Origin of the sequence: Pseudomonas viridiflava (genome assembly GCF_001642795.1) — a bacterium.
Taxonomy (GTDB): Bacteria; Pseudomonadota; Gammaproteobacteria; order Pseudomonadales; family Pseudomonadaceae; genus Aquipseudomonas; species Aquipseudomonas viridiflava.
The window spans coordinates 167,540-186,425 of record NZ_LKEH01000043.1 but is presented as its reverse complement, the minus strand read 5'-3'; the positions used below and the strand labels follow the sequence as shown (position 1 = coordinate 186,425).

Genomic DNA, 18,886 nt, shown 5'->3' with positions numbered 1-18,886 from the left:
AACCCGTAAGGAAGCGCCATGCTCGCTCTCGGCAAACTGCTTGATTTGACCCTGGCCGGACGTGAGCCGGCGGAAAAGACTCAACTGACCGTCGAAGGCGTGCGCATGCGCTGGCTGGGCGAGGGGTCGCTGGAAGTTCGCCCGCCCGAGGCTCGTGACAACGGCACTGACCTGCTGCTGTCAGCCGGTATCCACGGCAACGAGACAGCCCCCATCGAGCTGCTGGATCAACTGATCCGCAGCATTGCGCGTGGCGACCTGAAACCACGCGCACGTATTCTGTTCCTGTTCGGCAACCCCGAGGCCATGCGCCGCGGTACACGCTTCGTCGAGCAGGACGTCAACCGGCTGTTCAACGGCCGTCACGAACAAAGCGGCGGTTCCGAGGCCTTGCGGGCCTGTGAGCTCGAGCGGCTGGCGGCCAGCTTCTTCAAGCTGCCGGACCGCTACCGCCTGCATTACGACCTGCACACCGCGATCCGAGGCTCGAAGATCGAGCAGTTTGCGCTGTATCCCTGGAAAGAAGGCCGCAAGCATTCACGCCGCGAACTGGCCCGATTGCGCGCCGCAGGCATGAGCGCGGTGCTGTTGCAGAACAAGCCGTCGATCGTGTTCAGCGCTTACACCTACGATCAGCTGGGGGTCGAAGCCTTCACCCTTGAACTGGGCAAGGCCCGGCCGTTCGGTCAGAACCAGCAGGTCAACCTTGATCCCTTGCGCGAAAGCCTGGAGCAACTGATCGAAGGCACCGAACCGGAGCCGGATGAATCGCTCGACGGCCTGCAACTGTTCAGCGTGGCGCGGGAAGTGATCAAGCGCAGCGACGCTTTCAAGTTTCATCTGGCCGATGACGTGGAGAACTTCTCGCCGTTGAAAAAAGGCTTCGTGCTTGCTGAAGACGTGAGTGATTCACGCTGGGTGGTGCAGGAAGAGGGCGCGCGGATCATCTTCCCGAACCCGAAGGTGAAGAACGGCTTGCGGGCGGGGATTCTGGTGGTGCCGGTGGCAGCGGAAGGTTTGGGGCTGGCCTGACAGGCGTTCAAGCTTCAGTGGATAAAGCCTGCCTCGCTGAATGAACCCTATCGTGTGGGAGGCGCGATCAAGTATTCAACCTGGCGCTATAGCGCAGCAAACACGGGACTGTGGGAGGCGGCTTGCCGGCGATGGCGTCAGGCCAGTCACAGCCGCGTGGCCTGAAAAAACGCTTCGCCGGCAAGCCGCCTCCCACAGGTTGGATACCGGCTTCAAATAATGCTCGCGTCGCATTCACCCCCGCACATGCACCCGTTCACCTGCCGACCAGGTTTCCTTGACGGTCCTGTCATCGCCGAGGGTCATCAGCACGAACAGAATCTCTTCAATGTCCTTCGCCTGCTTCAAGCGGTAGGACAGCAGCGGCGTGGCGTTGTAGTCCAGCACCACGAAATCCGCTTCGTTGCCGACCTTGAAGCTGCCGACCCTGTCCTCCAGACGCAGTGCCCGTGCGCCACCGAGTGTTGCCAGGTACAGCGACTTGAGCGGACTCAACCGTGCGCCTTGCATCTGCATGACCTTGTACGCCTCGTTCAGCGTCTGCAGGATCGAAAAGCTGGTGCCGCCCCCGACATCGGTGCCCAGACCCACGTTGACCTTGTGCTTCTCGGTCATCGGCAGGTTGAACAGGCCGCTGCCCAGAAACAGGTTCGAGGTAGGGCAGAAGGCGATGGCCGAGCCGGTTTCTGCCAGTCGCGCGCACTGCGCGTCGCACAGGTGCACGCCGTGGGCAAACACCGAGCGTTCGCTCAGCAGGTTGAAGTGGTCGTAGACGTCCAGGTAGTGCTTGCGCTCCGGGAACAGCGCCTTGACCCATTCGACTTCCTGCAGGTTTTCACTGATGTGGGTCTGCATGTACAGGCCGGGGTATTCCTGCAGCAGTTTGCCCGCCAGCGCCAGTTGCTCGGGGCTGCTGGTCGGGGCGAAGCGCGGGGTAACGGCGTAGCTCAAACGACCTTGCCCATGCCAGCGCTCGATCAGCGCCTTGCTGTCTGCGTAGCCTGATTCGGGGGTGTCCACCAGATAGTCCGGCGCGTTGCGGTCCATCATCACCTTGCCGGCAATCATGCGCAGGTTGAGCTGTTGCGCGGCGCTGAAGAACGCCTCGACCGACTCCTTGTGCACGCTGCCGAACACCAGCGCCGTCGTGGTGCCGTTGCGCAGCAGTTCCTTGATGAAGATATCCGCGACCTGCGCCGAATGCTCAGGGTCGGCGAACTGGCGCTCGCAGGGGAAGGTGTAAGTGTTGAGCCAGTCCAGCAGTTGCTCGCCATACGCACCGATCATGCCGGTCTGCGGCAGGTGGATGTGGGTGTCGATGAAGCCGGGGGTGATGAGGGCGTCTGTGTATTCGATCAGCTCGACATCGTCATCCAGGTTCGCCAGCAGGTCTTCCGCGTGGCCGAGCGAAGTGATGTAGCCGTTTTCGACGACCATCAGGCCATCCGCGAAGTATTCGAACGACGCTTCCGGCCCGACCTCGGCAGGGTCGGCAATACTGTGGATGATGGCGGCGCGATAGGCTTTACGGGACGTAACTGAACTCATGGGCATCTCATGACGACCTGCTGCGACGCGAGGCGGGCAGCAGTTTGGCGATAGGTTGGGTGTTGGCGCTTTGCTGGCCGAAGTCTGCGTTGTAGGTGGCGATGACCTCGGCGGCGATGGACACGGCGATTTCAATGGGCAGCTTGCCTTTCACTTCAGCGAGCCCCATCGGGCAGCGCATGCGTTGCAGCAGGCCGGGTTCGAAACCGCGTTCACGCAGCCGGTGTTCGAACTTGACCCGCTTGGTGCGCGAACCGATCAGGCCGAAGTAGCCGAAATCGCCACGCTTGAGGATGGCGGCGGTCAATTCAAGGTCGAGCTGATGGTTGTGGGTCATGACGATGCAGTAACTGCCTGCAGGCAGATTCGCGACTTCATCGACCGGTTCGTCGTTGATGATCTTTACGACGCCATCAGGCATCGATTCCGGGAATTCGTTCTCGCGAGAATCGATCCAGCGTACGCGGCAGGGCAGGCTGGCCAGCAGCGGCACCAGTGCGCGGCCCACATGCCCGGCGCCGAATACGGCAATCTGCGCGACCGGCTCGCCCATGGGCTCGAACAGCAGCACGTTCACGCCGCCGCAGCATTGGCCCAGGCTCGCGCCCAGGTTGAAGCGCTCCAGCCGGGTCTGCCGTGTGCCGCTGGCGAGCATTTCGCGGGCGATCTCCATGGCCTTGTATTCCAGATGCCCGCCACCGATGGTGTCGTGAATCCGCTCGGCACTGACCACCATCTTCGAACCGGCATTGCGCGGCGTCGAACCCAACTCCTCGATGATTGTCACCAGAATCCCAGGCTCGCCACGGGCCTGCAGTTCGGCGAGGGCGCTTATCCAGTTATTCATGGCTGCACCACGGAGCGTGAGGAACGATCAGTAGGGATCACAGGCATGCGGTTTTCCCCAGTTCGCGCATCTGCTCGCAGCCCCACAACACTTTCTCAGGCGTCGCAGGCGCATCGATGCGGGGTTGGTGGCGGTAGTCGCCCAGGCTGGCCACAGCGTCCTTGATCGCGCACCACGCGGCAATGCCCAGCATGAACGGCGGTTCGCCCACGGCCTTGGAGTGGAATACCGTGTCTTCAGGGTTCTTGCGGTTTTCCACCAGCTTGACCCGCAGGTCCAGTGGCATGTCGGCCACGGCGGGGATCTTGTACGAGGCGGGTCCTGTGGTCAGCAGTTTGCCCGTGGCGTTCCACACCAGCTCTTCGGTGGTCAGCCAGCCCGCGCCCTGAATGTAGCCGCCTTCGACCTGACCGATGTCGATGGCCGGGTTCAGCGAGGCGCCGACGTCATGCAGGATGTCGGTGCGCAGCATCTTGTATTCGCCCGTCAGCGTGTCGACGATCACTTCCGCGCAAGCCGCGCCAAAGGCGAAGTAGTAGAACGGCCGCCCCCGCGCCTGGCTGCGGTCATAGAAAATCTTCGGTGTCTTGTAATAGCCGGTGCTGGACAGCGAAACCTGACCCATCCACGCCAATTGAGCCAGCTCCGCGAACGACAGCAGCGTCTCGCCAGCCCGCACATGGCCATTGCGAAACTCGACCTGGCTTTCCTCGATCTTGAAATGTTTCGCGGCAAACTCGACCAGTCGCTGCTTGAGGATTTCAGCCGCGTTCTGCGCGGCCTTGCCGTTGAGGTCGGTGCCGCTGGACGCAGCAGTGGGCGAGGTATTGGGCACCTTGTCGGTATTGGTGGCAGTAATCTGGATGCGCTCGATATCCACCTGAAACACCTCGGCCACCACCTGCGCCACCTTGACGTTGAGCCCTTGGCCCATCTCGGTCCCGCCGTGGTTCAGGTGAATGCTGCCGTCGGTGTAGATGTGGATCAACGCACCCGCCTGATTGAGAAAGCTGGCGGTAAACGAAATGCCGAATTTGACCGGGGTCAGCGCCAGGCCTTTCTTCAGAATCGGGCTGCTGGCGTTGAACGCGCGAATCGCTTCACGGCGCTCCGCGTACTCGCAGCTCTGCTCAAGATCGGCAGTCATTTCTTCCAGCAGGTTGTGCTCGACCGTCTGGTAATAGTGGGTGACGTTGCGCTCGGTCTTGCCGTAATAGTTGGCCTTGCGCACCGCCAGCGGGTCCTTGCCCAGGTAGCGGGCGATGCAATCCATGACCTCCTCAATGGCGACCATGCCTTGTGGGCCGCCAAAGCCACGATAGGCGGTGTTGGACGCCGTGTGGGTCTTGCAGCGATGGCCGTTGATCGTCGCTTCGCCCAAGTAATAGGCGTTGTCGGCGTGAAACATGGCGCGGTCGACGATGGAGGCCGACAAGTCAGGCGAATAACCGCAGTTGCCGGCCAGATCCAGCTCGATGCCCTGCAAACGGCCGTTGTCGTCGAAACCCACGTCGTACTCGATGTAGAACGGGTGGCGCTTGCCGGTCATGATCATGTCTTCGACACGTTGCAGGCGCATCTTGGTCGGCTGGCCCGTCAGGCGCGCCACCACGGCGCACAGGCACGCAGGGCTGGCCGCCTGGGTTTCCTTGCCACCAAAGCCGCCGCCCATACGCCGCATGTCGACCACGATCCGGTTCATCGGAACGTCCAGCACTTCGGCGACCAGTTTCTGGATTTCGGTAGGGTTCTGGGTCGAGCTGTAGACGATCATGCCGCCATCTTCGGTGGGCATCACCGAGGCGATCTGTGTCTCCAGATAGAAATGCTCCTGCCCACCGATGTGCAGGCTGCCTTGCAGGCGGTGGGTCGCGCCTTGCAGCGCGGTCGCCGAATCGCCACGCTTGTGGGTGTGGCTGTCGAGCACAAAATGCTTCTGACGCAGGGCCTGCACCACGTCCAGTACCGGTTCCAGGTCTTCGTATTCGATCACGGCGGCCATTGCGGCCTTGCGGGCGGTGTCCAGATCACGTGCAGCCACGGCCAGCACCGGCTGACCGACGAACTCGACCTTGTCGATGGCCAGCAGCGGATCGCCAGGCAACAGCGGACCGATGTCTTTCAGGCCGGGGATGTCCTCATGAGTGATGACGATCCGCACGCCTTCAATGGCATGACATGACGCGGTGTCGATGCTGATGATGCGTGCATGCGCACGATCCGAAAGCCGCGCATACACGTGCAACTGATTGGGGAACTCCAGCCGGTCGTCGATGTAAACGGCCTCGCCGGACACATGTTTGTCGGCGCTGTCGTGTTTGACGCTGCGCCCTGCGCCGGTGGTGATTCCCTGTTGAAAGAGATCGGCCATTTCGGCCTGGGTCTTTTGCGGGGCGTGATCAGACATAGTGAGTCACCCGCGTGGGTAGATGGGGCGTCTGCAGCTCGATGAAGCATTTGCGCAGCAGGTTGCGGGCGCTCAGCAGACGGTATTCCTTGCTGGCGCGAAAGTCCGACAGCGGCGTGAAGTCGTCACCCAGCGCCGCGCAGGCGTGCTCGACGGTCTCGCTGTTCCAGCGCTGACCCATCAATGCCTGCTCGCAGGCTGATGCACGTTTTGGAATCGCGGCCATGCCGCCGAATGCAACACGCGCTTGTTCGATGACACCGTCACTGATCTGCAGACGGAACGCGGCGCAGACGGCGGAGATATCGTCGTCCAGTCGTTTGGAGACCTTATAGGCCTTGAACACCTGACGGGCATTGGCAGTGGGCACGATGATTTTTTCGATGAACTCGCTTTCCTGACGCGCCGTGACCTTGTAATCGATGAAGTAATCTTCCAGCGCCAGCGTGCGCTGGGTGTCGCCTTTGCGCAGCACGATCTGCGCACCGAGGGCGATCAGCAGTGGCGGGGCGTCGCCGATGGGAGAGGCGTTGCCGATATTGCCCCCCAGCGTGCCCTGATTGCGAATCTGCAACGACGCGAAGCGCTGCAGCAGTTCGCCGAAGTCGGGGTATTCGGCTTCCAGTGCGGCATAACAATCGGTCAGCGGCGTGGCGGCTCCGATCTCCAGGCGATCTTCGAAACGCTCGACGCGCTTCATCGCCTCGATGTGTCCCACGTAGATCATTACCGGCAGTGGCTTGTGAAACTGGGTAACTTCCAGTGCCAGGTCGGTGCCGCCTGCCAACAGGCGAGCCTGAGGGTGGGCATCGTACAGGTCGGCGAGGTCGGCCACGGTCAGCGGGATCAGGCAGCGTTTTTCACCGTCGTTCAGCTCGCCGGTCTGCTGCGGGGTGATGGCGCGCAGGCGCTCGTTGGTCTGCGCCTGACGCTGGTCGAACTGATCGGGCTCACGCTGCCCGCACGCCTGTTCGGCAGCGGCCAGAATCGGGCGATAACCCGTGCAACGACACAGGTTGCCAGCCAGTGCTTCGTGGGCCTGATGCGCATCGGCCTGTTCGCTGTTCTTCTGCAGCGCAAACAGCGACATCACGAAACCCGGTGTGCAGAAGCCGCATTGCGAACCGTGGCACTCGACCATGGCCTGCTGCACGCTGTGCAGGCGGCCCTGGTGTTTGAGGTCCTCGACGCTGATCAACTGCTTGCCGTGCAGCGAAGCCACGAACGTCAGGCATGAATTCAGGCTGCGATAGCGCAGCTGTTGCTCGCCCGTTGCGTCGGTTTGCAGCTCGCCCACCACAACGGTGCAGGCGCCGCAGTCACCGCTGGCGCACCCTTCCTTGGTGCCGGGCTTGTGTGCCTGCTCGCGCAGGTAGGTCAGCACGGTCATGTTCGGATCGAGGGTTCGCTCGGTCTTTAGCTCTTGGTTCAAAAGGAACTGAATCACGGCGTAATGCCCTCAATTGGCTTCCATCGGACATGTCGATGAATCTATCAGCTTTGTTTATTGGGTCAATTTGTTTCTGACTTTCGGGTCAGGAAATCAGGTTTTCGGCACCTCTGCCGATCAAAGGCGTCACACCTGTTGAATCGCCTGTCAGGCAATGGTCGAGGTTTTGCGTGTTTCGTGCCAGATTCGAGGAATGTGGCCCTGCGCCATGCCCTTGGGTTGCGATACACTCCGCCTCTTGTACGAAGAACTGGTTTTTGAAGGATACTCATGACGTTCAAGGCACCGGACAGCCTCGCTGAGCAGATAGCCCATCACCTTGCAGAACGGATCATCCGCGGTGAACTCAAGCCTGGAGAGCGGATTCAGGAGCAAAAGGTCACGCAGGCGTTGAACGTCAGCCGTGGTTCCGTGCGCGAAGCATTGCTGATTCTGGAGCGCCGCCATCTGGTGGCAATCCTGCCGCGTCGTGGTGCGCAGGTCACGGTGCTCAATGCCCACAATGTCACCAGTCTGTGCACGCTGATGAGTGAGCTGTACATTCTGCAGGCCAATGCCGTCGCCGAGCACTGGAAGACCGAGGCGGACCTTGCGCCGTTTCTGGCCATTCAACAGCGTTTGCGGGCCAGTCTGGAGAGCCAGGACGTTAAGGCGTTCGTCGAAGAAAGCTTCAATGTCATGCGTGCGGCGTATCCATTTGCCAACAATCTGTATCTGGAGGAAACCATCGAGAATCTGCAGCCGTCCATGAGTCGCAGCTACTTCCTGGCCCTTGAGCAGCGCAAGGCGGAGATGAGCGATTACCTCGAACTGTTCGGGCAATTGCTTGAAGCCGTCGTTGCGCGCGATCTGGCGCAGATTCGTGTGGTGCTCATCAACTATGGCCAGCGCAGTTGTCAGCTGGTGCTCGCTGCATTGACGGCAGGCTGACCCCATGCGTCTGAAGTGCATCAAGCTGGCGGGGTTCAAATCCTTCGTCGACCCCACCACGGTGAACTTCCCCAGCAACATGGCGGCTGTCGTCGGCCCCAACGGTTGCGGAAAATCCAACATCATCGACGCCGTGCGCTGGGTCATGGGCGAAAGCTCGGCCAAGAACCTGCGCGGCGAGTCGATGACCGACGTCATCTTCAACGGTTCGACCAGTCGCAAGCCGGTCAGTCAGGCCAGCATCGAGCTGGTGTTCGACAACTCCGACGGCACGCTGGTGGGCGAATACGCTGCCTATGCGGAAATTTCCATTCGCCGCAAAGTGACCCGCGATAGCCAGAACAGCTATTACCTCAACGGCACCAAATGCCGTCGTCGTGACATCACCGACATCTTTCTCGGGACTGGCCTGGGGCCACGCAGCTACTCGATCATCGAGCAGGGCATGATCTCCAAACTGATCGAAGCCAAGCCCGAGGATCTGCGCAATTTCATCGAGGAAGCTGCGGGCATTTCCAAGTACAAGGAACGCCGCCGTGAAACCGAGAACCGCATTCGCCGCACCCACGAGAACCTGGCGCGCCTGACCGACCTGCGCGAAGAACTGGAGCGCCAGCTCGAGCGTTTGCATCGTCAGGCCCAGGCGGCCGAGAAGTATCAGGAATACAAGACCGAAGAACGCCAACTCAAGGCGCAGTTGTCGGCGTTGCGCTGGCAGGCGTTGAACGAACAGGTCGGTCAGCGTGAAGCCGTGATCGGTGGTCAGGAAGTCGGTTTCGAAGCACTGGTCGCTGATCAGCGCAGTGCCGATGCCAGCATCGAACGATTGCGCGACGGCCATCACGATCTCTCCGAACGCTTCAATCTGGTGCAGGGCCGCTTCTATTCGGTGGGCGGCGACATCGCCCGCGTCGAGCAAAGCATTCAGCACGGCCAGCAGCGATTGCGTCAGTTGCAGGACGACCTGCGCGAAGCCGAGCGCGCCCGCCAGGAAACCGAATCGCACCTGGGGCACGACACCACGCTGCTGGCCACGCTCAGCGAAGAGCTGGAGATGCTTGAGCCCGAGCAGGAGATGACCAGCGCGGCCGCCGAAGAGTCGGCCATCGCCCTGGAAGACGCCGAAGCCGCCATGCACGGCTGGCAGGAAAAGTGGGACGTCTTCAATCAGCAGTCCGCCGAGCCGCAGCGTCAGGCTCAGGTTCAGCAATCGCGCATCCAGCAATTGGAACAGAGCATGGAGCGGCTGGCCGAGCGCCAGCGGCGTCTGGGCGAAGAGCGTCAGTTGCTGGCTGCCGACCCTGAAGACGCGGCGATTCTGGAACTGAGCGAAGACCTCGCCACCCGGGACATGACCCTCGAAGAACTGCACATGGGCGAAGAGCAGGCAGTCGAGCGTCTTGAACAACTGCGCGAAGCCTTGCAGCGCGCCAATCAGGACCAGCAGCAGGCGCAAGGCGAGTTGCAGCGCCTCAATGGCCGACTGGCCTCGCTGGAAGCCCTGCAACAGGCCGCCCTCGACCCTGACACCGGCACCGCCGAATGGCTGCGCGATCAGCACCTGGATCAGCGCCCGCGTCTGGCGGAAAGCCTCAAGGTAGACGCCGGTTGGGAAATGGCGGTCGAGACGGTGCTTGGCGCTGATCTGCAGGCCGTACTGGTCGATGATTTCGACGGGCTGGACGTGGCGAACTTCCAGCAGGGCGATCTGCGCCTGCTGAGCGCTGGAGCCGATACCCAACGCGTGGCAGGCAGTCTGCTCGACAAGGTGGAAAGCGATATCGACCTGTCGGCCTGGCTGGGGCAGGTGATCCCGGTCAGCGACCTGGACGAGGCGCTCGCCCGGCGTGGTCAACTGGCGGCGGGGCAGAGCCTGATCAGTCGCGACGGCTACTGGGTCGGGCGACACTTCCTGCGCGTACGACGTGCCAGCGAAGCGCAGAGCGGTGTGCTGGCCCGTGGTCAGGAATTGCAGCAGCTCGGTCTGGAGCGTGACGAACGCGAAGCGACGCTGGCTGCTTTGGAAGAACAACTGTTGAGCCTGCGCGAGCAGCAATCGCAACAGGAAGAATCAAGAGAGCAACTGCGCCGTCGCGTGCAGGACGAGACGCGTCAGCAGAGCGAGCTCAAGGCGCAGCTGTCGGCAGCCAGGGCCAAGGTCGAACAGCTGACTCTGCGCCGTACCCGTCTGGATGAAGAGCTGGCCGAGCTGGGCGAGCAACGCGCGCTTGAACATGAACATCTGGGTGAGTCACGTCTGGAATTGCAGGACGCGCTCTACGCCATGGCGCTGGACACCGAGCAGCGCGAAGTGCTCCAGGCCCAGCGTGACAGCCTGCGCGAGCGGCTTGACCGTGTGCGTCAGGAAGCCCGCCTGCACAAGGACCGCAGCCATCAACTGGCGGTACGTCTGGGGTCGCTCAAGGCGCAGCATGACTCGACCCGTCAGGCGCTTGAACGTCTGCAGATGCAGTCCGAGCGCCTGACGGAAAAGCGCGAACAATTGAGCCTCAACCTGGAAGAGGGTGAGGCGCCGCTGGAAGAACTGCGGCTCAAACTGGAAGAATTGCTTGAGCGGCGCATGGTGGTCGATGACGAGATGCGCATCGCCAAGAACGCGCTGGAGGACGCTGACCGCGAACTGCGTGACGCCGAGAAACGCCGCACCCAGGCTGAACAGCAATCGCAGTTGCTGCGGGGTCAACTCGAGCAGCAGCGTCTGGAATGGCAGGCCTTGACAGTACGCCGCAAGGCCTTGCAGGACCAGTTGCATGAAGACGGCTACGACCTGCACGGCGTCCTCGCCACGCTGACCCCGGAAGCCAGCGAACAGGCCGCCGAGTTGCAACTGGAGAGTCTTGCCGGACGTATTCAGCGCCTCGGCGCGATCAACCTGGCGGCCATCGACGAGTACCAGCAGCAGTCCGAGCGCAAGCGCTATCTGGATGCCCAGGACGCCGATCTGGTGGAGGCGCTGGAGACGCTGGAGAACGTGATCCGCAAGATCGACAAGGAGACGCGAAATCGCTTCAAAGAGACCTTCGATCAGATAAATAGCGGAATTCAGGCACTTTTCCCAAAAGTTTTCGGTGGCGGCTCCGCTTATTTGGAACTGACGGGCGAAGATTTACTCGATACAGGGGTGACAATCATGGCGCGTCCCCCCGGCAAGAAGAACAGCACCATTCATCTGCTGTCCGGCGGGGAAAAGGCACTGACTGCACTGGCATTGGTTTTTGCCATTTTCAAACTCAATCCGGCACCGTTCTGCATGCTCGACGAGGTCGATGCACCACTGGACGATGCCAACGTCGGTCGATATGCCCGGCTCGTGAAGGAAATGTCACAAACCGTACAATTCATCTACATCACCCACAACAAGATCGCCATGGAAATGGCTGATCAACTGATGGGCGTCACCATGCATGAGCCGGGCTGTTCGCGGCTGGTTGCGGTGGATGTGGAAGAGGCCATGGCGCTGGTGGATGCCTAGGTCGGGACCTGTGTTTTTCCGGGGAAAACGGCTTGTGGATGCCTGAAAGTGTGACGGTCGTGCGGTAGATATCAATTTGCGCACCAAAGAGGTGTAACAGACGGTGTAAAGTTACCTTTGGTCGTGCTAGTTTAGCGGCTACTTTTTATTTTTCCGTGGGCAAAATGCCAGTCAGAACATAGACTTGGCACCACGTATTAAAGGGGTTTAGGCCCTCATTTTCAGAATTCTTCATTAGAGGCACTGGATTACATGGAAATCGGTCTGCGCGAGTGGCTGATCGTCATCGGCATAATTGTCATTGCCGGTATTCTCTTCGATGGCTGGCGCCGTATGCGCGGCGGCAAGGGAAAACTGAAATTCAGGCTGGACCGGAGCTTTTCCAACCTTCCGGACGACGAGGAACCGAGCTCGGCCGAAGTGCTGGGGCCGCCCCGTGTGCTGGATACGCATAAAGAGCCGCAACTGGACGAGCACGACCTGCCGTCGATGAGCGCCAGCCCGCGAGACAACGTTCGTGAGAACGCTCGCGAGGCCAAGCGCAGCAACAGCGACAAGAAACGCAAGGGCGAGCCGCAGCAGGGCGACCTGAATCTGGACATGGGCGGTCCGAGCCTGTTCACCGGCCGTGACGACGACTTCCCGGACGACAAGCCGACCCACATCATCACTGAGGAAAAGGACCTGCCTCCGGTCGAGGAAGTGCTGGTCATCAGCGTGATCTCGCGCAGCGAAAGCGGCTTCAAGGGTCCGGCCTTGCTGCAGAACATTCTGGAAAGCGGCCTGCGTTTCGGCGAAATGGACATCTTCCATCGTCACGAAAGCATGGCGGGCAACGGCGAAGTTCTGTTCTCCATGGCCAATGCGGTCAAGCCGGGCGTGTTCGATCTGGACGACATCGACCATTTCAGCACCCGTGCGGTGAGCTTCTTCCTGGGTCTGCCGGGTCCTCGTCATCCGAAGCAGGCGTTCGACGTCATGGTCGCGGCAGCACGCAAGCTGGCTCATGAGCTGGACGGCGAGCTCAAAGATGACCAGCGCAGCGTAATGACCGCGCAGACCATCGAGCACTACCGCCAGCGCATCGTCGAATTCGAACGCCGCGCCCTGACTCAGCGTCGCGGCTGAGTCTGCTGTGCCAGCCCTTGTTGAACCGCATTCGCTGCGTTCGGCAAGGGCTGGAGAGCGGTACAACAGAACCACCCGATCGAGCAGCCCAGGCTGCTCTTTTGCTTTTTGAGAGAACACCGTATGAAGGCCGTCGAAACCCGAATCCTGGAACTGCGCGCAGAGCTGGATCAGCATAACTACCGCTACCACGTTCTGGATGAGCCCAGCATTCCCGATGTCGAGTACGACCGCCTGTTCCACGAGCTGAAAGCGCTGGAAGCCGAGAACCCGCATCTGGTCACGCCTGATTCGCCCACGCAGCGGGTCGGCAGTGCGGCCCTGTCGGCGTTTACCCAGGTGCGTCATGAAATGCCCATGCTCAGCCTGGGCAACGCCTTCGAAGAAAACGACATGCACGAGTTCGACCGTCGGGTGACCGAAGGTCTGGACCTGCCCGAAGGCAGTCGCAAGGTTCAGTACAGCTGCGAACCCAAGCTCGACGGTCTGGCGGTGAGTCTGCTGTACCGCGACGGCGCGCTGGTGCGTGGCGCGACGCGGGGCGACGGGGCAACCGGCGAAGACATCAGCGTCAACGTGCGCACCGTGCGCAATATCCCGCTCAAGCTGCATGGCTCCGGCTGGCCTGAAGTGCTGGAAGTGCGGGGCGAAGTGTTCATGTCCAAAGCCGGTTTCGAACGGCTCAACGCCAGCCAGCTGGAAATCGGCGGCAAGACCTTTGCCAATCCACGCAACGCCGCAGCAGGTAGCCTGCGTCAGCTGGACTCAAAGATCACTGCCAACCGCCCGCTGGAATTCTGCGGTTACGGTCTGGGGCAGATCTCCGCTGAAGTGGCCGACACCCATGTCGGCGTACTCAATCAGCTCAAGGAATGGGGCGTGCCGGTCAGTCGCGAGCTCAAGCTCGCCAACGGCATTGAAGAGTGTCTGGCCTACTACCACGACATCGGCGAGCGACGCCTGTCGCTGAGCTACGAGATAGACGGCGTGGTGTTCAAGGTCAACAAGCTCGCCGATCAGCGTGAACTGGGTTTCCGTGCCCGCGAACCGCGCTGGGCGATTGCCCACAAATTTCCGGCCATGGAAGAACTGACCGAGCTGCTGGACGTTGAATTCCAGGTCGGACGCACTGGCGCAGTGACGCCGGTTGCGCGCCTCAAGCCGGTCAAGGTCGCCGGTGTGACGGTTGCCAATGCGACGCTGCACAACATGGACGAAGTGGCGCGCCTGGGTCTGATGGTCGGCGACACGGTGATCATTCGCCGGGCCGGTGATGTGATTCCGCAGGTTGTGCAAGTGGTGATGGAACGCCGTCCCGATAATGCCAAGCCTGTGGAGGTCCCGCAGACCTGCCCGGTGTGTGGCTCGCATGTCGAACGCACCCAGTTGGTCAAGCGCAGCAAGGGCAAGGAAACCGTCAGCGAAGGCGCGGTATACCGCTGCGTCGGTCGTCTGGCCTGCGGCGCGCAGCTCAAGCAGGCGATCATCCATTACGTGTCGCGTCGTGCCATGGACATCGAAGGTCTGGGTGACAAGACCATCGAGCAACTGGTGGACGAAAAACTCATCGGCTCGCCGGCCGATCTGTACAAGCTAGAGTACGAACAGATCATTGATCTGGAGGGTTTTGCGAAAATCTCCAGCGAAAAACTGCTCAAGGCGATTGCGGACAGCCGTCAGCCGACGCTGTCGCGCTTCATCTACGCGCTGGGCATCCCCGATGTCGGCGAGGAAACGGCCAAGGTGCTGGGTCGTTCGCTGGCGTCGCTGGAGCGGGTCAAGAAGGCCTTGCCGGAGGTGCTGACCTATCTGCCGGACATCGGCATGGAAGTCGCTTACGAGATCCACAGCTTCTTTGAGGACGAGCACAACCGCAACGTGATCGACGCGCTGCTGGGCGAGTGCGGCCTGCAACTGCAGGATCAGGGCGAGTTGGGCGCCGAGTTTGCCGCCAGCACCACGCTGGATGGCCTGATCGACAAGCTGCACGTGCCTTCGGTAGGTCCGGGTGCTGCGCTGAAGCTGGCCGAGAAGTTCGGCACGCTGGACGCGATCATCGGCGCGGACTGGCTGGACATGCGCCAGGCGCTGCCCGAAAAGCAGGCCAAGGCCGTACGCGATTTCTTTGACGACACCGCCAACGCCGATCGTGCACGTGCCATCGAGGCGCAGCTCAAAGAGTTCGGCATGCACTGGCGCAGCGAGAAAAAAGCCGTGGAAGGCTTGCCGCTGGCCGGGCAGACCTGGGTGCTGACCGGTACGCTGGAGCGCATGAGCCGGGACGTCGCCAAGGAGAAGCTCGAAAGCCTAGGCGCCAAGGTGTCCGGGTCAGTGTCGGCGAAAACCCACACCGTCGTCGCAGGGCCGGGGGCGGGGTCGAAGCTGGCCAAGGCCAATGAGCTGGGCCTCACCGTTCTGGATGAGGATGCATTGCTGGTGCGCCTGACCGAGCTGGGTGTGTCGGTGGATTGAGGGGCCGGCTCTATGATCCTGCCCATCGCTACTGTGGAAGGCGGCTTGCCGGCGATGCTTTTTCTGAAGCGACCTATCAGTGACTGAACTGACGCCATCGCCGGCAAGCTGCCTCCCACGGGGTATGCATTCAGTCAGTCACTTTCGTTTTGGCCCCCGTTTTGCGCGTCTTCCCGACTTGTGTATAACGATGAGCGCAGGAGCGTGGGAACGATCGATGCGGACGCGAAAACCTGCGTCTTTCGCCTTTATTCACTGACCCGAATAATATTTTGAACCCCTGAAGCCCCCGCATGATCTAGTCCATGCAAGGCCCACGGGAGATCGCCATGTATCGCTTTTTCGAGCAACTGAGTTCACGTATCACTGCGCCTTTCGTCGGTGAGACCAAACGCAACAGTAAAGTCTGGCAGTGCCAGTGCGGACAGTCGGTGTTTTTCCCCAATACCCAATGCCTGGCGTGCTCGGCAGCGCTGGGCTATCTGCCTGAGCAGGGGCGTATTGCGGCGCTGGAGCCTGGGGCTGAGCCTACTACGTGGCGTCTGAGCGATGAGCCGGATGCAGGCGTTTATCGGCGCTGTGCCAACCTCGACACGCCCGCGGCCTGCAACTGGCTGTTTCCGGCCCACAACATGGGTGAGTTCTGCGTTGCCTGCAGCCTGAACCGTACCATTCCAGACCTTTCAGTACCGGAAAACGGCGAGCGCTGGCGCAAGGTCGAGACTGCCAAGCGGCGTCTGGTCGCACAGCTGATTTCGCTGGGGCTGCAGGTCATTCCCAAGACAGTCGATGAAGAAGCAGGGCTGGCTTTCGATTTTGTCGGCGTCGATCTGGAAGGCAATCTGCCCACCACCGGTCACGCCAACGGCCTGATCACGCTGAACATCGAAGAAGCCGACGACGCACACCGCGAAGCCATGCGCGTGCAGATGCACGAACCCTATCGCACCTTGCTCGGCCATTTTCGCCACGAAGTCGGCCACTATTACTGGGATCGATTGATAGCCAACACCTATTGGCAGGAAAGCTACCGCAACCTGTTTGGTGACGAGCGAGCCAGCTATGCCGACGCGCTGGATCACCACTACAAGAACGGCGCGCCTGACAACTGGCAGGAAAGCTTCGTCAGTGCGTACGCCACCATGCACCCGTGGGAAGACTGGGCCGAAACCTGGGCGCATTACCTGCACATGATGGATGCGGTTGACACGGCGCTGGGCTTCGGCATGAGCGCCCGCGATATGGAACTCGATTATCAGCCGTTCCCGCTGGAAACGCTGTTCGACCCACAACATCCTGGCGGCCCGGCATTCCTGTCGTTCGTCAACGCCTGGATCGAACTGGCCGGGATGCTCAACGAGCTGTCACGCAGCATGGGTCAGCCTGATTTCTACCCGTTCGTGCTGCCGCCTGCAGTCATCGCCAAACTGCACTTCATCCATCTGTTGATTCAGGATGCCGGTGGCAAGGCGGACGAGGTGTTGCAGGCGCAGTAAACAGTCTGGAAAAGACACCAGACTGTGGGAGGCGGCTTGCCGGCGATGAACGATGATGCGATTTTCCTGACACACCGCGTCGACTGCATCGTCGGCAAGCCGCCTCCCACGAAGGCATGCTTTGGCGTTCGTCAAAGCTTCAACACCAGCCGTCGCTCAAAGCCTATCCGTCCGCGATAGGCTTCGCCGGCATCAATCCAGCCTTGCCCGACATACAAACCGATAGCCGCTGCATTGTCGGCATCCACTGACAGCATCAGTTGCTGGATGTCCGGCCACTTCAGGCTCAACGCCGCTGGCAACGCCTTCAGACACACCTTGCCCAGCCCTTTGCCCTGTTCTCGACGATCAATCTGCAACGCGTGCAAGGTCGCGGTCGCGTCCTCCAATGCCCAATGCGGCAGGCAATCCCCACGCTTGAGCATGAAAAAGCCCTTGGGCACTTCATCAACCAAAAACACGAAGCCTGCGATGTCAGCGCTGGGATTGACCAGCAGGGTATTGAGCGCAGTGTGGATATCGCCCGAGAACTGGATCTGTTCTGGCGCGATCTGGAGCGTTTCGAGCTGTCGGCATTGAGTCGGCGTAAGTGCTTCGTAGCTGACCAATCGAGTCTGCATGGGCAACCTGTCGGCTGATGATGATCGGAAGGGCAGGGTACAGGATCATTCTGCCTCTCTTCCAGCGCCCGGATCTCGTCCCGGCCCCGTTACACAAGTGCTTGAGCCTGATCGAAATTTTTATCCAAACCAGTGGTTGTAAACTCGCTCCAGACCGGTACAATAGCGCGGCTCGCCAACTGGTGAGCGTCGTTATGGTGACCCCATCGGTCCCCCCGCAACGATTACCCGTGAACCTGGTCAGATCCGGAAGGAAGCAGCCACAGCGGGAACATTGTGTGCCGGGGTGTGGCTGGTGGGGGCACCACCTTAACGAACCTCTGTCGGTCCTCGACGCAGCAACATACCCAGCCTCTGTCCAAGCACTCGATCTGAATCTTCCGTTCAGTCATATCGTCGCATCAGCCATCGATATCCGTTCCCTGGATAATCGACGCCAACGCTCAGTGCATCTGTCTTCCTACAGCCCACCCTCAAGAAATATCCGGCGGCGTTCCTTGCGGCCTATGTTCTCGTGTTTGCAGACGTCATAAAGCGCTTCGAAGCGGCTTATTTCGACGTCATCACGTTGGGTCATTCGATAAACCAGGCTGTCGTAGTCCGCTTCGGTAATGAACTTGTACAAGCCGCGTCGATAGAGAAAGCCCGTTTGAAAGGCCAGCGTTTCGGCAGAGTAGGGTGTCGGCCCGACAAAGCAGTTTTCCATGTCGATGACTTTCATCGGTTCGGCGTTGTTCTCGTCGAGCATGATGTTCAGCGCGGAGAAGTCCATGTGGTAGATGCCCTTGGCATTGCTGCGTTGCAGCAGCTCAAGTGCATGTTCCACGAACCACTGAACGCGTTGCGGATGTTGCTCAAGCCAGTCCTGGCCGTCGCAATAGCCGTCCAGCAGTTCGGTCAGCAGCAGGGTTTCCTGTACCAGGCCCAGACCGCGGCGGATGTAGCCGAAGCCGATGATAGAAGGCGAGGGTATCCCGCGCTGACTGGCGGCCAGGGTGTTGTGCAGTTCTTCCACGGCCCAGTCATAACGGCCGTCGGCGGTCTGTCGCCCAAGCGTCACGCGCAAGCGGGATTTCAGGCTTTCGAGCAATTGGGATTTGGCAAACAGCCGGGTGTCGCCCGCCAGTAACGGTCCGCTGATGCGCTTGCGGGATTTGCTCTTGGGCTGGTCGAACCAGCGGCTGACGGAGTCGAGCAGTTCGGCGGAAGGTGGCTGGTTGAAGTGAAAGGTTGCGTTTTCCACCTGATGCGTATGCAAAAAGCTGGAAAGTGCTGTCGATACCGAAAGCATGATCGAGTCCATTCCGGGTGTGCGTGAAAGGCTGAGTGGTTCAGCTCATGAATATATAAAGCAGTAACTAGCGTCTTGCGATTAGTTGAAGCATTGTCTTTTTGTTCGACAATTCGGGTAGTTAATGATGATGTTCACTCTTTCAGTGCATGGGTGCGCTGAGTGCCCGCTT

12 protein-coding genes and 1 other RNA gene are annotated in these 18,886 nt (G+C 60.6%); 7 read left to right on the top strand and 6 right to left on the bottom strand.

The features are described from left to right. Positions 1 to 18: 18 nt before the first annotated feature. Positions 19 to 1,032, top strand: coding sequence for a succinylglutamate desuccinylase (astE, locus tag AO065_RS21170; protein ID WP_004886108.1), 1,014 nt, complete (start codon positions 19 to 21; stop codon positions 1,030 to 1,032). Positions 1,033 to 1,266: 234 nt separating this feature from the next. On the opposite strand, the gene guaD is transcribed toward astE, so the two are convergent. The 4 genes from guaD to xdhA are packed head-to-tail and all read right to left on the bottom strand — an operon-like array spanning position 1,267 to position 7,281. Further along, positions 1,267 to 2,580, bottom strand: coding sequence for a guanine deaminase (guaD, locus tag AO065_RS21165; RefSeq protein ID WP_004886098.1), 1,314 nt, complete (start codon positions 2,578 to 2,580; stop codon positions 1,267 to 1,269). Positions 2,581 to 2,587: 7 nt separating this feature from the next. Next, positions 2,588 to 3,427, bottom strand: coding sequence for a xanthine dehydrogenase accessory protein XdhC (gene xdhC, locus AO065_RS21160; RefSeq protein ID WP_004886097.1), 840 nt, complete (start codon positions 3,425 to 3,427; stop codon positions 2,588 to 2,590). A gap of 37 nt (positions 3,428 to 3,464) precedes the next feature. Further along, a complete protein-coding gene (xdhB, locus tag AO065_RS21155) occupies positions 3,465 to 5,834 on the bottom strand; it encodes a xanthine dehydrogenase molybdopterin binding subunit (protein WP_004886095.1) in 2,370 nt (789 codons plus the stop codon). Next, complete coding sequence (xdhA, locus tag AO065_RS21150; RefSeq protein ID WP_004886094.1) at positions 5,827 to 7,281, bottom strand: xanthine dehydrogenase small subunit; 1,455 nt, start codon at positions 7,279 to 7,281, stop codon at positions 5,827 to 5,829. The genes xdhB and xdhA overlap by 8 nt, the downstream gene beginning before the upstream one ends. Positions 7,282 to 7,554: 273 nt before the next feature. Between xdhA and AO065_RS21145 the strand changes: the two genes are divergently transcribed. The 5 genes from AO065_RS21145 to AO065_RS21125 all read left to right on the top strand — a co-directional run bounded on the left by AO065_RS21145 (position 7,555) and on the right by AO065_RS21125 (position 16,803). Continuing rightward, the gene (locus AO065_RS21145; RefSeq protein WP_004886085.1) at positions 7,555 to 8,214 is read left to right on the top strand and encodes a GntR family transcriptional regulator; all 660 of its coding nucleotides are present in this window, start codon (positions 7,555 to 7,557) and stop codon (positions 8,212 to 8,214) included. 4 nt (positions 8,215 to 8,218) lie between these two features. Then, complete coding sequence (gene smc, locus AO065_RS21140; protein WP_004886083.1) at positions 8,219 to 11,707, top strand: chromosome segregation protein SMC; 3,489 nt, start codon at positions 8,219 to 8,221, stop codon at positions 11,705 to 11,707. A 252-nt stretch (positions 11,708 to 11,959) separates the two neighbouring features. Further along, complete coding sequence (gene zipA, locus AO065_RS21135; RefSeq protein ID WP_004886082.1) at positions 11,960 to 12,835, top strand: cell division protein ZipA; 876 nt, start codon at positions 11,960 to 11,962, stop codon at positions 12,833 to 12,835. Positions 12,836 to 12,958: 123 nt separating this feature from the next. Beyond that, positions 12,959 to 15,307 (top strand): NAD-dependent DNA ligase LigA, encoded by a 2,349-nt coding sequence (gene ligA / locus AO065_RS21130; RefSeq protein ID WP_004886080.1) that lies wholly within the window; start codon positions 12,959 to 12,961, stop codon positions 15,305 to 15,307. Between the two features lie 329 nt (positions 15,308 to 15,636). Then, complete coding sequence (locus AO065_RS21125) at positions 15,637 to 16,803, top strand: zinc-binding metallopeptidase family protein (RefSeq protein WP_004886074.1); 1,167 nt, start codon at positions 15,637 to 15,639, stop codon at positions 16,801 to 16,803. Between the two features lie 131 nt (positions 16,804 to 16,934). On the opposite strand, the gene AO065_RS21120 is transcribed toward AO065_RS21125, so the two are convergent. After that, complete coding sequence (locus tag AO065_RS21120) at positions 16,935 to 17,423, bottom strand: GNAT family N-acetyltransferase (protein WP_004886071.1); 489 nt, start codon at positions 17,421 to 17,423, stop codon at positions 16,935 to 16,937. Between the two features lie 204 nt (positions 17,424 to 17,627). On the opposite strand from AO065_RS21120, the gene ffs reads away from it, so the two are divergent. Continuing rightward, positions 17,628 to 17,724: signal recognition particle sRNA small type (gene ffs, locus AO065_RS21115), an RNA gene on the top strand. Positions 17,725 to 17,883: 159 nt separating this feature from the next. Here ffs and AO065_RS21110 read toward each other — a convergent pair. After that, a complete protein-coding gene (locus AO065_RS21110; RefSeq protein WP_004886069.1) occupies positions 17,884 to 18,714 on the bottom strand; it encodes a lipopolysaccharide kinase InaA family protein in 831 nt (276 codons plus the stop codon). Between the last annotated feature and the right edge of the window lie 172 nt (positions 18,715 to 18,886).

Bases quoted from the DNA above. Each gene is read 5' to 3' on its own strand.
- astE (WP_004886108.1), top strand. From the start codon at position 19: ATGCTCGCTCTCGGCAAACTGCTTGATTTGACCCTGGCCGGACGTGAG.
- guaD (WP_004886098.1), bottom strand. From the start codon at position 2,580: ATGAGTTCAGTTACGTCCCGTAAAGCCTATCGCGCCGCCATCATCCAC.
- xdhC (WP_004886097.1), bottom strand. From the start codon at position 3,427: ATGAATAACTGGATAAGCGCCCTCGCCGAACTGCAGGCCCGTGGCGAG.
- xdhB (WP_004886095.1), bottom strand. From the start codon at position 5,834: ATGTCTGATCACGCCCCGCAAAAGACCCAGGCCGAAATGGCCGATCTC.
- AO065_RS21145 (WP_004886085.1), top strand. From the start codon at position 7,555: ATGACGTTCAAGGCACCGGACAGCCTCGCTGAGCAGATAGCCCATCAC.
- smc (WP_004886083.1), top strand. From the start codon at position 8,219: ATGCGTCTGAAGTGCATCAAGCTGGCGGGGTTCAAATCCTTCGTCGAC.
- zipA (WP_004886082.1), top strand. From the start codon at position 11,960: ATGGAAATCGGTCTGCGCGAGTGGCTGATCGTCATCGGCATAATTGTC.
- ligA (WP_004886080.1), top strand. From the start codon at position 12,959: ATGAAGGCCGTCGAAACCCGAATCCTGGAACTGCGCGCAGAGCTGGAT.
- AO065_RS21125 (WP_004886074.1), top strand. From the start codon at position 15,637: ATGTATCGCTTTTTCGAGCAACTGAGTTCACGTATCACTGCGCCTTTC.
- AO065_RS21120 (WP_004886071.1), bottom strand. From the start codon at position 17,423: ATGCAGACTCGATTGGTCAGCTACGAAGCACTTACGCCGACTCAATGC.
- AO065_RS21110 (WP_004886069.1), bottom strand. From the start codon at position 18,714: ATGCTTTCGGTATCGACAGCACTTTCCAGCTTTTTGCATACGCATCAG.